Genomic DNA, 13,892 nt, shown 5'->3' with positions numbered 1-13,892 from the left:
CTTGGTGGACGTCTTTCGGATTTCCAGTAGCCGGATCACTGTGCGGCCAGCCAGCTCGCGACCCCGCTGACGGCGTCCTTGCAGCCGCCGCAGCCGGTCGTCGCGCGGGTCGCTCCGGCGAGGGCGGGCACGTCGGTGGCGCCGGCGCGCCAGGCCTCGACGAGCCGTCCCTTGGTCACCGCGTTGCAGCGGCAGATGACCGCCGACGCGGGCAGATCGGCCGGGCTCGACGCCGACGGCGCCCCGGCGGGCAGCGCGCGTCCCAAAAGGACGGCGAGCCGGTCTTCGGGCACCGGGGTGCCCCGGTCGTAGAGCTGCGTGATCGTCGCGGCCGCGTCGGGAAGGCCGAGCAGGATCGCGCCTGCCACGCGGTTTTCGCGGAGGACGAGCTTGCCGTAACGGCAGCCCGCCGGGTCGCTGAAGGTGAGGACTTCGGCGCTCGGATCGTCCGCGCCGGTCATCGTCTCGCCGAGGGCGGTCAGGTCGATGCCGCGTGCCTTGAGCCGGGTCACCGGCTGGGTGCCGCGGTAGCGCGACGCGGATTTCGTCCCGGTGACCAGATCCGCGACGACGGCGGCCTGTTCCCACGCGGGCTGCACGAGACCGCCGAACGCGCCGGGGTGTTTCGCGCAGTCACCGATAGCGTGGATCCGGCCGTCGCTGGTGCGCAGCAGATCGTCGACGACGATGCCGCCCTCGACGGTCAATCCGGCGTCCACGGCGAGTTTTGTCTCCGGCCGGACCCCGGTCGAGACGACGATGAGATCGGCGGGCACGTGCGTGCCGTCGTCGAGTTTGAGCCCGTCGCCACTGACATAGCGCGCGGCACCGACACCGAGCCGGAACCCGACGCCGAGTTCTTCGAGCTTCCTGGTCAGCACCCGCGCGGCTTCCGCGTCGAGCTGCCGTTCCATGATGTGCGGCATCGGATGCACGACGGTGACGAGGTTTCCGCGCCCGGCGAGGCCACGCGCCGCTTCCAGGCCGAGCAGGCCACCGCCGAGGACGGCGACCGGCGCACCCAGTTTGGCGGCGTCGAGAATGCGGGCACAGTCGTCGAGCGTGCGAAACGCGACGACGTCCGGACCCGGTTCTAGTCCTTCGACCGGTGGCATCCACGGATTGGCACCCGTGGCGAGCACGAGCGCGTCGTAATCCACAGTGGACCCGTCGTCGAGGTGCACGCGCCGCGCCTTCCGGTCGATCGACGTCGCGGCGACCCCGCGGCGCAGGTCGGCCCCGGTGCGCGCGGGCCACCCGTCGTCGTGGAGCCGGACGACCTCGGGCCGCATGGTCCCGGCGACCACGGAAGAGAGCAGCACCCGGTTGTAGGCGGTGTGGGTCTCCGCGCCGACGACGGTGAGCCGGACGCGTTCTCCGTCGGGATCGCGGCGGCGGATGTCGTCGGCCAGCCGCGCGCCCGCCATCCCGTATCCGGCGATGACCACCGACCGGGCGCTCACGCGGCCGCCTCGGCCGGGGCGAGCGCGACCGCGCACACCTTGAACTCGGGCATCCGGCTGGTCGGGTCGAGCGCCGGGTTGGTCAGCAGGTTCGCCCGGCCCTCACCGGGGAAGTGGAACGGCAGGAACACCATGTCCGGGCGCAGCGACGCGACGCAGCGGATCCGGGCACGGGTCTCCCCGCGCCGCGACCGCACGACCGCGAGGTCGCCCTCGGCCAGTCCCGCCCGGGCGGCGGTGTCGGGATGAACTTCCACGAAGGCCTCCGCGACGACGTCGTTCAGCTCCTTGACCAGCCGGGTCTGCGCCCCGGACTGGTAGTGCTGCAGGACCCGGCCCGTGGTGGCCTGCAAGGGGAAGTCGGCGTCGGGCACCTCGGCCGGGCCGACGTGGTCCACCGGCACGAACCGCGCGCGGCCGTCCGGGTGGGCGAAGGCGTCGAGGAACATCCGCGGCGTGCCGGGATGCGTTTCCGCCGGAACGGGCCAGTACAGCGCTTCGCCGTCACGAAGCCGGTCGTAGGTGATGCCGGAGTAGTCGGCGACACCGCCCTTGGACGCCTGACGGAGTTCGGTGAAGACGGCCTCGGCGTCGGCAGGAAACCGTCCGTCGGGCTGGCCGAGGCGCTTGGCCAGTTCCGAAAGCACGTAAAGATCGGTCCTCGCCCCGGACGGTGGGTCGATCGCCTTGCGGCGCAGCAGGATCCGGCCTTCGAGGTTGGTCATCGTGCCGTCTTCTTCGGCCCACTGGGTGACCGGGAGGACGACGTCGGCCATCGCCGCGGTCTCCGAGAGCACGAGATCCGAGACGACCAGGAAGTCCAAAGAGGACACCTTGTCCTGGACGCGTCCGGCGCCGGGCGCGGAGACGACGACGTTGCTGCCGAACACCATCAGCGCGCTCGGGCCGTCTTCGGTGCCCAGCGCTTCGAGCAGTTCGACCGCCGAACGGCCCGGCCCCGGCAGTGCTTCCGCGGGCACCCCCCAGACGCCGGCGACGTACTCGCGGGCGGCGGGGTCGTCGATCTTGCGGTACCCGGGCAGCTGGTCGGCCTTCTGGCCGTGTTCGCGGCCGCCCTGGCCGTTACCCTGCCCGGTCAGGCAGCCGAAACCGGAGCCCTCGCGGCCGGGGAGGCCGAGCGCGAGCGCGAGGTTGATCCACGCGTTGACCATCGCCGTGCCGTTGGCGTGCTGTTCGGTGCCACGCGCGGTGAGGATGTAGGCGTTGCGGGCGGCGGCGAGTTTTGCGGCGACCTTGCGCTGGTCGGCGGCCGAGACACCGGTGATCTGCTCGACCCGCTCCGGCCACCAGGCGGCGACGGAACGCCACAGTTCTTCGAAACCGCTCGTGCGCGTATCCACATAGGACTGATTCAGCAGGCCGTCGGCGACCACGGCGTGCAGGATCCCTTGCGCGAGCGCGAGATCGGTACCCGGCGCGGGCGCGAGGTGCAACCCGGCCAATTCGGCGGTCGCGGTCCGGCGCGGGTCGACGACGATCAGATCCGCACCGCGCAGGTGCTGGGTGAACGGCGGCATCGTCTCGGCCGGGTTCGCGCCGATCAGCAGGACGGCGTCGGCGCCGGCGAGGTCGGTGACCGGGAACGGCATCCCGCGGTCGGCGCCGAACGCCTTGATCCCGGCGGCGGCCGCCGACGACATGCAGAACCGGCCGTTGTAGTCGATCTGCGCGGTGCCCAGCGCGATCCGGGCGAACTTTCCCAGCAGGTAGGCCTTTTCGTTGGTGAGCCCGCCGCCGCCGAAGACGGCGACCGAATCGGCTCCCTTGGCCGCGCGGATCTCGGTGAGCCGTCGCGCGACGAGGTCGAGCGCCTGCTCCCAGCTCGCGGGCCGGAGTTCACCCTCGACCCTGATCAGCGGCGTGGTCAGCCGGGAAGGCGAGATGAGCAGCTCTCCCGACGTCCAGCCCTTCTGGCACAGGCCACCGGCGTTGACCGGGAAGTCGCGCGGGGCGACGCGGGCGCCGTCGAGGCTCATCCCGCACTGCAGGGCGCAGTACGGGCAGTGCGTGTCCACCGCGGTCGCGGTGACTTCGGTGGGAGCGGCGAGCGGCACGGGCACCTCCTCAGGCGTCGATTGCGCTTGAAGGTAGGTAGGCCGTGTTACCTGAAAACTCCTGAATGTTTCAGGCGTTTGACATTGCCTGCCGCCGGCGAAGGTCACACCGTGAGGTCACGGCAGCAGGTCCAGGGCTATACACTCGATGTATAGACTCGGCGTATACACACTGCGTATAGTCACGTCATGTCCATCGGGAACACCCTGCTCGGCTTACTGGAAGCCGGCCCCAAGCACGGTTACGACCTCAAACAGCTCTACGACAAACAGTTCCGGCAAGACCGCCAACTGCACTTCGGGCAGGTCTATTCGACGCTGAACCGGCTCCTGAAAAACGGGCTGGTGGAAGAGAACGGCGTCGAAGCGGGCGGCGGACCGGACCGGAAGCGGTACGCGATCACCGACGCCGGGGTCAGCAACGTCGAGGAATGGTTGAAGAGTCCGGAAAACCCCTCCGTCCACCTGCAGAACACGCTCTACACCAAGGTGGTGCTCGCGCTGATGTCCGGCCGCGGCGCCCAGGACCTGCTCGACGTCCAGCGCGGCTCCCACCTCCGCGTGATGCGGGAACTCACCGCGCGCAAGACCACCGGCGACCTCGCCGACCAGCTCATCTGTGATCACGCGCTGTTCCATCTCGAAGCGGATCTGCGGTGGCTGGAACTCACGGCCACCCGTCTCGATGATCTCGCGCGCCAGCTCCAACGCTGAGCCGCACACAATCCGGGGGGCTCTCAGCGGAAACATCGTTGTTACAAGGCCCCTGCCGAGATCGTCACCGTCATGGGACCGTCGGGAGGCGATGAGCGTTCTAATCCTCATCAGCAGTCACGACCCCGCGAATCTACAGAACAGCGCTCACATCGCGGGCCGCGGCGCGGAGCCCGTCGTGCGCCGCTCGCGTCGACCGCGGGTCGAGGGCGTTGGCGGCCAAGCGGAAGAGGATGGCCCGCAGGAGAAGTTGAGACCATTGCGGGAGATGCGCCCAGCGTTCGAGGAGTTCGATGGTGGCGCCACCCCAGGCGAGCGCGTCGACCGCGACGATCGCGGCGCCCCATTCACCGGGCCGGTAGTACGGAACGAAATCGACGATCCCGGGCGCCTTGTCGCCGTCGAACAGCACGCCGGCGAGCAGCTCCCCGTGGACGACCTGGTCCGGCAGCTTGATCGGTCTTCGGGAACCGGCCAAGACCTCGAACCAGCGGCCGCCTTTGGTCTCGTCGAGCGGCATGTCCGCTTCGCCCCAGGCGAGTTTGTCGGCCAATGCCTCGATGTCGGTGCGGCGTCCCAGGAAATCCGGCCGCGGCAACCCCGCCGTCGCGCGATGCAGTTTGACCGCCGCGTGCACGACCTCGTCGTACCGGTGCTCGGCGGTCCCGGACACGAACCGGTTCGCCGACCAGCCGCCGACCACCCATCGGCCGTCGCTGGAGCGGACCGGCTTCGCGACCCGCAGGCCCGGCTCGTCGACCGCTTCCAGCGCCCTGGCCGTCCACAGGGTCCGCGACTTGTCCACGACCGGCTTCAGGACGAGATCGCCGTAGCGCCAGGCGGTGGTGCCGGGCAGCGGCTCCGCGTCACCGTCACGTCCGCCGAACGCCGAACAGACGTGAGCCGGAGGGCTTTCCAGGGTGGCACGCACGGCACGGGACGTTACCTCGTCCTCCGCGCCATGAACGAGAAGACGCGCTGGTCGCTTGAGTAGCGATACTCAAGACAACATCACTCTGACCTGCCATTCTTCGGCCATGGTCCCCCGAACGGCCCAGCGTCGGCTCACCGATGGCCAGCTCGTCGCCCTCCAGCTCGGGTCGCTGTGGCTGCTGGGCACCCTCGGTGCGATCACCGTCGGCTGGCTGGTCGTGCTCGCCGCTTTCCTGCACCTTCCTCGGCTGGCGTTGCCCGTCCCGGTCATGTCGATCGCGACGGCGTATTTGACCGGTTTCGCGGCGCCGAACGTCTCGCCCTTCACGGTGCGGCCGTGGCCGAGGCTGGCGTGGGCGTTCGTGGTCGGGTTCTCCGGTGTTTTCGGCGCGATCTTCGTGGTGGAAGTGGCGGAAGCTTTCGATCCCGTCGAGTGGGTGGCGCTGCCGTTTCTCGGCCTGCCGGCCGCGACCGTCGCGGCCCTGTTCGTGGCTGACCGGCGCGTGCGGACCGGCGCCGCGATCCTCGGCGTGGCACTGGTGACAGGCGGCATCGCCGTCCCCGCCGCGCTCCCCGAAGACACCGCCGCCCGACGGCTGGCCGCGACCGGTGTCCCGCACGAGCGCACCCTCGCGGCCGATCTCGGCGCACAACGTCTTCCCGGCAAGGCGACCGCGGACTCCGGCACACTGATTCTCGAATACGGCCCCCAGCTGTGGGTCTCGCCCGTGTGGACCTTCGTGACCGACGCCGTCGAAAGCTGCGAGACGTCGGTGAAGACGAACTGGCGGCTTGAGAACGCGACGTGCGCTCAGGTCGGCGAAGGCGCGTTCGTGCGCCAGAACGCGGACCGGATCGAGTTCATCCAGCGACGCGGCGCGGTGTCGCTGCACCTCGCGGGCAACCACAACTGGAAGCCGTCGGAACTACAGGGGCTGGCCGCGAAGACGCATCCGCTGACCGACGCCGAGATCATGGCGGCCCTGCCCAAGGCGAGCGGCGGGCACCGGACCGATGTACCCGCTGGATACGCGCGCTTCGTACAGGCGATCTTCCCCACTCGTTTCCCGGTCCACAGGTCGTGATCGGGCACCAGCTTGAGCAACGGAAGATCGAGGACGTTGAGTGTCCCGGATCTTCCGTTGATCAAGGTGCGAGACCGCGCGGCGATGTCACCGCAGGACCCCGGGACAGCAGCAAGGGACCTTTACTCCCGCTTACTTAGCCACGCTAAGCGAGCGATAGCAAAGGTCCCTTGCTTCCTTTTCGCAGGTCAGCAGGGTCGGAGCCTCAGTAGGTCGGCAGGCTCTGGTCGATCTGCCGCGCCCAGGCCAGCACGCCGCCGCCGAGGTGGGTCGCGTCCTTGAACCCGGCCTTGTGCAGTGCCGCCAGCGCCTCCGCCGAGCGCGCACCGGACTTGCAGTGCAGCACGATCGGCTTGTCCTGCGGCAGTTCCGACAGCGCCTCGCCCGAGAGGATCTTGTCCTTCGGGATCAGCGTCGCGCCCTTGATGTTCACGATCTCGTACTCGTGCGGCTCGCGGACGTCGATGAGGGCGAAGTTGTCCCCGTTGTCGAACTTGGCCTTGAGCTCCGCCGGAGTGATCGTGTGTCCCGAAGCGGCCGAAGCTGCTTCGTCGGACACGACACCACAGAACGCTTCGTAATCGATGAGCTCGGTGATCTTCGGGGTCTCCGGATCCTTGCGGATCTTGACCTCGCGGTACTTCATTTCGAGCGCGTCGTAGCTGACGAGCCTGCCCAGCAGCGGCTCACCGATGCCGGTGATCAACTTGATCGCCTCGTTGACCATGATCGAACCGATCGACGCGCACAGCACGCCCAGCACGCCACCCTCGGCGCACGACGGGACCATGCCGGGCGGCGGCGGCTCGGGGTAGAGGTCGCGGTAGTTGAGGCCCTTGCCGTTCGGCGCGTCCTCCCAGAACACGCTCGCCTGGCCCTCGAACCGGTAGATCGAGCCCCACACGTAGGGCTTGCCGGTGAGCACGGCGGCGTCGTTGACCAGGTAACGGGTCGCGAAGTTGTCGGTGCCGTCGAGGATCAGGTCGTATTGCTCGAACAGTTCGAGCGCGTTCGACGACTCGAGCCGGTCGGTGTGCAGGTGCACCTTCACGAAGGGGTTGATCTCGGCGATCGTCTCCTGTGCCGACGCGGCCTTGAGCTTGCCGATGTCGGACTGGCCGTGGATGACCTGGCGGTGCAGATTCGATTCGTCGACCTCGTCGAAGTCGACGATGCCGAGCGTGCCGACACCGGCCGCGGCCAGGTACAGCAGCGCGGGGCTGCCTAGGCCACCGGCGCCGATGACCAGCACCTTGGCGTTCTTCAACCGCTTCTGCCCGGTCACCCCGACGTCCGGGATGATCAGGTGACGGCTGTACCGGGCCACCTCTTCCTTGGTGAGCTCGGCGGCCGGCTCTACGAGCGGCGGCAGCGTGCCTGACATCGGGTCCTCCATCTCGCGTGGATCGCGGGTCGCATCCCAGTATCTACAACACCGGGAAGCGAAAACGACTTCCCTTGTTTCACATCCTGGGAAATTCCAGCAGATGGGAGGGCGGGACCTACGGGGTCGGGTTGGGCCAGGACCCCGGTTTGCAGACCTTGCCGTCGGCGGGCACCTTGCCCCTGTCCCCGCCGGGGAGGTCGTTCAGCTGCGCGACGAAGTTGTTCGAGACGCCGAAGGTCTGCTGCATCATCACCGGCGCGATCCCACCGTCCACCGGGCAACCGACGTGCTTGCCGCCCAGCGCGTGGCCGACCTCGTGGTTGATCGCGTACTGGCGATACCCGGTCATGTCGCCCTGGAACGCCATCGCGCCGCGCACCCACCGGGCGAGGTTGATCACCACGCGTTTGTCGAAGCTCGCCCGGTAGCACGATGTCTCATAGGTGATCTGGAACATGCAGACGTCCGCGCGATGTGTCGTGTTCGGTGTGGTGAGGCTCACGCGGAAGCTGGGGTTCGGGTAACTCGCGTCGACACGCTGGAGCGCCTTCTTCCCGTCCCACGTCCAGCTCTGGGGACTGGACAGGGTGTCGACGACCGCGTTGGCGAAACTGTCGTCGCCCGCGTAACTCGCCGGATCGATGCCGTCCTCGACTTCGACCGTGTAAGTGAAGAGCTGCCCTGTTCCCACCTTGGGCCCGGATCCCGGCACCACGTGATAGGTGCCCTTCCCGGACTCGGTGAAGTTGGCGCCCTTGGGCAGATCCGCGGTCGGGATCTTGAGATCGACCGGTTTGGCCGGATTCTCGGGGAGGACGTCGCCGCCTCCGTCCACACCCGCGCCCGGCTCCCCGCCGTTGCCGGCGGAACCGTCAGCCGCGGCCAGGCTCGTTCCGTCGGAGGCGATGGGCTCGGGCGGGCCGGTGGCGGTGTTGAACACCACCAGCGCGGTGATCACCACCAGGATCGGCAGCGCGTACACCCGCCAGCCGTAGGTCTTGGCGAACTGGCCGATGCCGCCGCTCTTGCCTTTGGCCTTGCGGTCGCCTGCCTTCGCGGCGGGCTCGTGCGGCTTCCAGGACGCGCTGAGCGGCTGGGCACTGGTCCGGCGGGTGCCGGGGCGGTAGCGATCTTCGTCCAGGCGTTGCGACGGTGGCGGTGTCGGCCGGTACTGGCCGGTGCGCGGGACATCGGAGGTCCGGGGCTGGGGGCGCGACGAACGACGGGCGGCTGCGGAGTACTGAGACCGCCGGCCTTCACCCTGTGCGTCTTGCTTCACCCGGTCCACGGCACCAGGGTGCCATAACCGAACTGTGATGTTGTGATCGACCGGCGCATCGCGCGGCGTGTTCCGCCCACCCGAACGGGCTACCAGGTGCCCGATTCGACCGATTCCCACATCCCCAAAACGGCCTTCGCTACGACATTCGGGCGTTCCATCTGCGCCACGTGGCCGGTTCGTGGCAGAACGAGCAACCGGGCGTGCGGAAGTAGCCGAGCGGTGCGCTCGGCGCGCCGGACGGATATCACCCGGTCGTGCTGCCCCCACACGACGAGTGTCGGCGTGGTGACCGTCGGCGCGACGGCCCACAGCGACGCGGGGCCGCGAGCGGACCACGTCCGGAAGATGCCGAACGTGCTGCGGGCCAGCGCGTGCGCCGCCCAGGCGAATTCGGCGCGCGCGCTGTGCTCTTCCTCCAGCTCGTTCAGCCTGCTCTCGGCGAAGCGGGAAGGGTCGGCGAAGCACAGCTTGATGACCTGCATGGCGCGTTCACGCGGGCCGAGCGCGGCCAGCTGACGACGCACCCTCGGACCGACCAGCGGCAGGTACGCGAACGCCATCCGCGGGTCGGACAGCCGTTTCATGCTGGGGCGGAGATCCGGCATCGCGGGCGAGATCAGCGTCAGTGTCTTCACCAGTTCCGGACGACGTGCCGCGACGAGCAGCGCGACCGCGCCGCCCATCGAGTTGCCGAACAGATGCACCGGCCCGGATTCGAGTCCTTCGAGGTGGCCCGCGACGATCTCCGCGTGCGCGTCGAGACTGAAGTCGAAACCGTCAGGCGGCTCCGAATAGCCGAACCCCGGCAAATCGATCGAAGTGCCGCCCGCCTGAGGCGCCAAGAGCGCGGCGAGGTCGGTCCAGTTCGTGGACGAACCGCCGAGTCCGTGGACGTAGACCGCCGTCTCCGGCCCGCCGGGGGTCCGGCGGATGTGCAATTTCACCCCGCCGACACTTATTGTTTCCCCGGGCCAAGGCGACGGTGTGGGGTCCAACGACGGCAATGACCTGCGCGACAGCGGTACGTGGGTCAGTGGCGGGCGATCCCCGGCGGCGCGGGAAACTGAGGAAGACACAGCATCAAGGATGCCCGACCCTTGGCGGTCCGGCTGTACCGGCGAGTAATCTCGAGTTCACTTCACGCGGCGGCGACCCCGCCCGGCGGAGCCCCGCTCGACTGCGCTGAGGCGTTCTCGGCGGAGACGAGTGCCTCGAACTGGAGGAACGATGACAGAAATGGCGCGACTGCAGGCGCGAGGCGTCCGCCTGCCAAGGACGGAACGCCGCGCCCAGCTACTGGCCGCCGCGCAGCGGGTGTTCGCCGCGAACGGCTACCACGCCGCCGCGATGGACGAGATCGCCGAAGAGGCCGGGGTCAGCAAGCCGGTCCTCTACCAGCACTTCCCCGGCAAGCTCGACCTCTACATCGCGCTGCTGGAGAGCCACGTCGACGAACTGGTGCGGCGGGTCAAGGAAGCGCTCGACTCCACGACGGACAACAAGCAGCGTGTCCCGGCGACCGTCGGCGCGTTCTTCGACTTCGTCAACGGTGACGCCGGCGCCTTCCGCATGGTCTTCGAGTCCGACCTGCGCGGCGAGCCCGCCGTGCAGGAGGCGGTGGACCGGGCGACGTCGGCCAGCGTCGACGCGATCACCGAGACGATCACCGCCGACGCCGGCCTCGACGAGGACAAGGCGCGGCTGCTCGCGGTCGGCCTCGTGGGTCTCTCGCAGGTCAGCGCGCGATTCTGGCTGGCGCACCACAAGTCGATGAGCCGCGAAGAGGCCGTCGCCCTCACCGCCAACCTCGCCTGGCGAGGCATCGGCGGTGGCTTCCCGCTGCAGCACTGACCCCCGCGTTCCGTCCTCTACTTGCGTTCCTTGCGCGTGCGACTACCGCAAGTAGAGGACGAAACGCGTGTGCTTACCGGGGCAGGAGCGTCCTTCGCGCTTGAGAGCGCGGCCGTCGACGAACACCCACAAGACGTTCGCGGGCTGGGTGTTGAAGACCAGCTGATTCACCCAGTCCACCTTCGGCGCGAAGTTGACCGACTGGGCGTCGACCAGCTGCAAGTCCGCCTTCTTGCCCGGCGTCAGCGATCCGATCTCCTTGTCCATCCCGAGCGCTTCCGCGCCGCCGAGGGTCGCCATGCGCAGGACGTCCGCCGTCGTCGGGTAAATCGCCGGATCCGTCGTGGTCGCCCGCTGGAGACCGACGGCCGCGCGCATCACGTTGAACATGTCGCTCGTGTCGTTGGTGCCGCCGTCGAGGCCGAGCCCGACCTTCATGTTCCGCTTCTTCATCTCCGGCAGCCGGATCACGCCCGACGCGAGCCGCATGTTCGAAAGCGGGTTGTGCGCCACGCTGACCCCTGCCGCCGCGAGTTCGTCCAGGTCGGCGTCGGTGGTCTGGATGACGTGGTTCGCCACCAGTCCTGGGTGCAGCGCGTCGGCCCGCCGGAGCGCGTCCATCTGGCCCGCGGTCAAGTCGGCCTTCGATTCGAGCAGGTGGACGTTCAGCGAGACACCCAGTTCGCGCGCGAGTCTCTCCGACGCCTCGACACTCGGGAAGTTCCCGGTGGCCGGATGGGTGCCGATCTGCAGCCGGGCCAATGGATTCGGGTCGATGACCTCCCGCTTCACGCGACGGATCTCGTTCTGCAGCGCGGGATCGGTGGTGCCGTTGTAGGAGTAGAGGAACCGCAGCTTCGACTCGCCGAGCGCGCGGAGACCGCCCTTGGCGAAGTCGGTGTTGAACGCGTGCGACCAATCGGTGACCGTGGTGATCCCGGTCGAGACGACGTCGGCGGCCGCGAGTTTGGTGCCCGCGTACGCGTCCGCGTCGGTCACCGCGTCGCTCCCGGCTTCGACGGACTTGCCACCGAGGCCGTTGAGCAGGGCGGCGCCGAGGGCCACGGCGAGGGTGAGGGTGAAGACGGACAGGATGGATCCGCGCTGTTTCCTCGTTCCAACTCCCCAGTCGAAAGCAGCGTTGCGGGATCACGTTACGGACGAGAGCAAGGGACCTTCGCTATCGCTCGCCCCACCGAAAGCGATAGCAAAGGTCCCTTGCTCCCTTTTCAGACCCTCGCGACGCGGCGGACGAGTGCCGCGATGCGGTCCGAGACCTCCTGTGCCCGTTCCTGCGGAAGCATGTGCCCGGCACCCGGGTAGCGCACGAACTCGGCCTCCGGCAGCGCGTCGGCGATGACCTTGGCGTGCCGCGGCGGGCAGAGCCGGTCCCGCTCCCCCGCCAGCACGATCACCGGCGTCCCCGCCAGCGCGGCGAGCGTGACGCGGCAGTCGTGCCGCGAGATCGCGTCTTGGAAGCCGGCGACACTCGCGGGATGCGCGCACAGCAGCTGCTCCGCGACCGAGTCCACGTCCGCCCGGTGCGGCTTTCGCCCGAAGACGAGCAACCGCGCGCCGGGGCGCACCACGGACAGCGGCAACGGCAAGGCGTCCCGGCGGTTTTTCGCGAGCAGCTTCGCGAGCCGCCGTTCGAACCTCGCCGCGCCGCTGCCCGCGATCCCCGGCAAGCCGAGGGTGATCCGGTCCATCTCACCGGACGACGTGGCGACGAACGCGACACCGGCGACGCGCCGGGACACGAGTTCGGGGTGCCGCCGGGAGAGCTCCATGATCGTCATACCGCCCATGGAATGTCCCGCGAGCACGATCGGGCCGTTCGGTACCCGGTCTTCGATCAGTTCGGCGAGATCGTCGGCCAGCGTCGGGATCGTGGCCGTCCCCGGTTTCGCCGGCGCGGAACCGCCGTGTCCGCGCAGGTCGTAGCGCAGGGTCCGGACCGAATCGCCGAGCCGCGAGACCACGCCGTCCCACGTGCGATGGTCCTGCGTCCAGCCGTGTACCAGCACCAGCGTGAGTTCGGAGTCGGCGGGACCGCTCGTCTCGACATGGAGGGCGGTGCCGTCACTGGTCACGAACCGGTGTTCACGCGACGGGTCCCACGAAACGGCGCCGCGCTGCTTGACGCTCCTCATCGTTTCCCCGGCAGCAGGAACGACTTGCGCCAGAAGTACATGCCGGGCTTGCCGACCAGACCGGACTCCTGCAGGAACGGCATGATCTTCTCGCCCGCCCATTGGATGCTTTCGCGCCAGTACGGGTTGTTGAGGGCGGCCTCGACGCCGTCGCGCGGCCGGATACCGACGGCCTTGTAGACGCGCGGGTTGATGAAGGCCCGCGTCACGAAGTACGAGATGAGCGCGATGATGAACTGCTGGTAGACGATTTCCTTCTTCGTCAGCTTCGCCATCCCGCGAGTGACCTCTTCGCGGGCGAAGGTGACGTGCCGGGCTTCCTCGAGTACGTGGATCCGGTTGACCATGCGCACCAGCGGCTGGATCTCCGGGTCGTTCATCTGCTCGCGCTGAAGCCGGTCGAGGACCTCTTCGGCGACCAGGATCGCGCCGTAGCGCGCGGGCCCGTAGCTGATCGACGGCATCAGTTTCGCCAGCCGCCGCAGCCACGGCACCGGCCCGTACGACGGGCAGCCGATCCGCGCCGCCATCCGCGCGAACATCGTCGAGTGACGGCATTCGTCCGCGATCTCGGTCAGCGCGTACTGCGCGTGCGAACTGGTCGGGTCTTCGTCGTAGACCTCCTTGAGCAGCATCTGCATCAGGAGGATTTCGAACCACAGCCCGGTCGTGGCCACGCTCGCGACCTCGTGCTTGCCGAGTTCGATGCGCTGTTCCTCGGAGAGGGAGTCCCACAGCTTCGTGCCGTAGAGCGAGGAACGGTGTGCCGGGATGTAGCGCTTCCCGTCCACGAGCGGAGCGTTCCAGTCGATGTCGACGTCGGGGTCGTAGAACTTGTTTGCGGAGGACTTGAGCAGCCGCTCGGCTGTCTTCTCCCGGTCCGTTTCCTTCAGCGCCCGCGTCATTGCCGACACACACCCCTATCTGTAACTCGTGGTAACAGTTACCT

At 68.5% G+C, this 13,892-nt stretch carries 12 protein-coding genes; 3 read left to right on the top strand and 9 right to left on the bottom strand.

All coding sequences use genetic code 11. From position 1 onward, the window contains the following. Positions 1-35: 35 nt before the first annotated feature. Positions 36-1,463 (bottom strand): FAD-dependent oxidoreductase, encoded by a 1,428-nt coding sequence (locus tag AVL48_RS30145; RefSeq protein ID WP_061988444.1) that lies wholly within the window; start codon positions 1,461-1,463, stop codon positions 36-38. Continuing rightward, positions 1,460-3,538: a molybdopterin oxidoreductase family protein gene (locus tag AVL48_RS30140; RefSeq protein WP_167386338.1), complete on the bottom strand. Its 2,079-nt coding sequence runs from the start codon at positions 3,536-3,538 to the stop codon at positions 1,460-1,462. The genes AVL48_RS30145 and AVL48_RS30140 overlap by 4 nt, the downstream gene beginning before the upstream one ends. Before the next feature lie 189 nt (positions 3,539-3,727). On the opposite strand from AVL48_RS30140, the gene AVL48_RS30135 reads away from it, so the two are divergent. Beyond that, positions 3,728-4,252: a PadR family transcriptional regulator gene (locus AVL48_RS30135; RefSeq protein ID WP_061988294.1), complete on the top strand. Its 525-nt coding sequence runs from the start codon at positions 3,728-3,730 to the stop codon at positions 4,250-4,252. A 133-nt stretch (positions 4,253-4,385) separates the two neighbouring features. On the opposite strand, the gene AVL48_RS30130 is transcribed toward AVL48_RS30135, so the two are convergent. Beyond that, entirely contained in the window at positions 4,386-5,183 is a 798-nt protein-coding gene (locus tag AVL48_RS30130; RefSeq protein ID WP_061988296.1) for a TIGR02569 family protein, read from the bottom strand. Between the two features lie 106 nt (positions 5,184-5,289). Here AVL48_RS30130 and AVL48_RS30125 point away from each other — a divergent pair, with 106 nt between their 5' ends. Then, a complete protein-coding gene (locus AVL48_RS30125; protein ID WP_061988298.1) occupies positions 5,290-6,270 on the top strand; it encodes a hypothetical protein in 981 nt (326 codons plus the stop codon). Between the two features lie 205 nt (positions 6,271-6,475). Here the strand turns inward: AVL48_RS30125 and moeZ are convergent, their stop codons facing one another. The 3 genes from moeZ to AVL48_RS30110 form a co-directional block, all read right to left on the bottom strand. Further along, positions 6,476-7,654, bottom strand: a complete 1,179-nt coding sequence (gene moeZ, locus AVL48_RS30120) for an adenylyltransferase/sulfurtransferase MoeZ (RefSeq protein WP_061988300.1) — start codon at positions 7,652-7,654, stop codon at positions 6,476-6,478. A gap of 118 nt (positions 7,655-7,772) precedes the next feature. Further along, complete coding sequence (locus AVL48_RS30115; RefSeq protein ID WP_061988302.1) at positions 7,773-8,945, bottom strand: DUF3152 domain-containing protein; 1,173 nt, start codon at positions 8,943-8,945, stop codon at positions 7,773-7,775. Positions 8,946-9,025: 80 nt separating this feature from the next. Then, complete coding sequence (locus AVL48_RS30110; RefSeq protein ID WP_061988304.1) at positions 9,026-9,883, bottom strand: alpha/beta fold hydrolase; 858 nt, start codon at positions 9,881-9,883, stop codon at positions 9,026-9,028. A 283-nt stretch (positions 9,884-10,166) separates the two neighbouring features. Here AVL48_RS30110 and AVL48_RS30105 point away from each other — a divergent pair, with 283 nt between their 5' ends. Next, positions 10,167-10,790, top strand: coding sequence for a TetR/AcrR family transcriptional regulator (locus tag AVL48_RS30105; protein ID WP_037316399.1), 624 nt, complete (start codon positions 10,167-10,169; stop codon positions 10,788-10,790). A gap of 42 nt (positions 10,791-10,832) precedes the next feature. On the opposite strand, the gene AVL48_RS30100 is transcribed toward AVL48_RS30105, so the two are convergent. From AVL48_RS30100 to AVL48_RS30090, 3 genes are all read right to left on the bottom strand, one after another. Further along, positions 10,833-11,855, bottom strand: coding sequence for an amidohydrolase family protein (locus tag AVL48_RS30100; protein ID WP_244162319.1), 1,023 nt, complete (start codon positions 11,853-11,855; stop codon positions 10,833-10,835). Between the two features lie 164 nt (positions 11,856-12,019). Then, complete coding sequence (locus AVL48_RS30095) at positions 12,020-12,943, bottom strand: alpha/beta fold hydrolase (RefSeq protein WP_061988308.1); 924 nt, start codon at positions 12,941-12,943, stop codon at positions 12,020-12,022. Further along, on the bottom strand, positions 12,940-13,848 hold the full coding sequence (locus AVL48_RS30090; protein WP_061988310.1) for an AurF N-oxygenase family protein: 909 nt from the start codon (positions 13,846-13,848) through the stop codon (positions 12,940-12,942). The genes AVL48_RS30095 and AVL48_RS30090 overlap by 4 nt, the downstream gene beginning before the upstream one ends. Positions 13,849-13,892: the final 44 nt, after the last annotated feature.

The sequence above is a fragment of the Amycolatopsis regifaucium genome, from assembly GCF_001613935.1.
GTDB classification, from domain to species: domain Bacteria; phylum Actinomycetota; class Actinomycetes; order Mycobacteriales; family Pseudonocardiaceae; genus Amycolatopsis; species Amycolatopsis regifaucium.
This window is presented reverse-complemented; position numbering and strand designations above follow the sequence as displayed.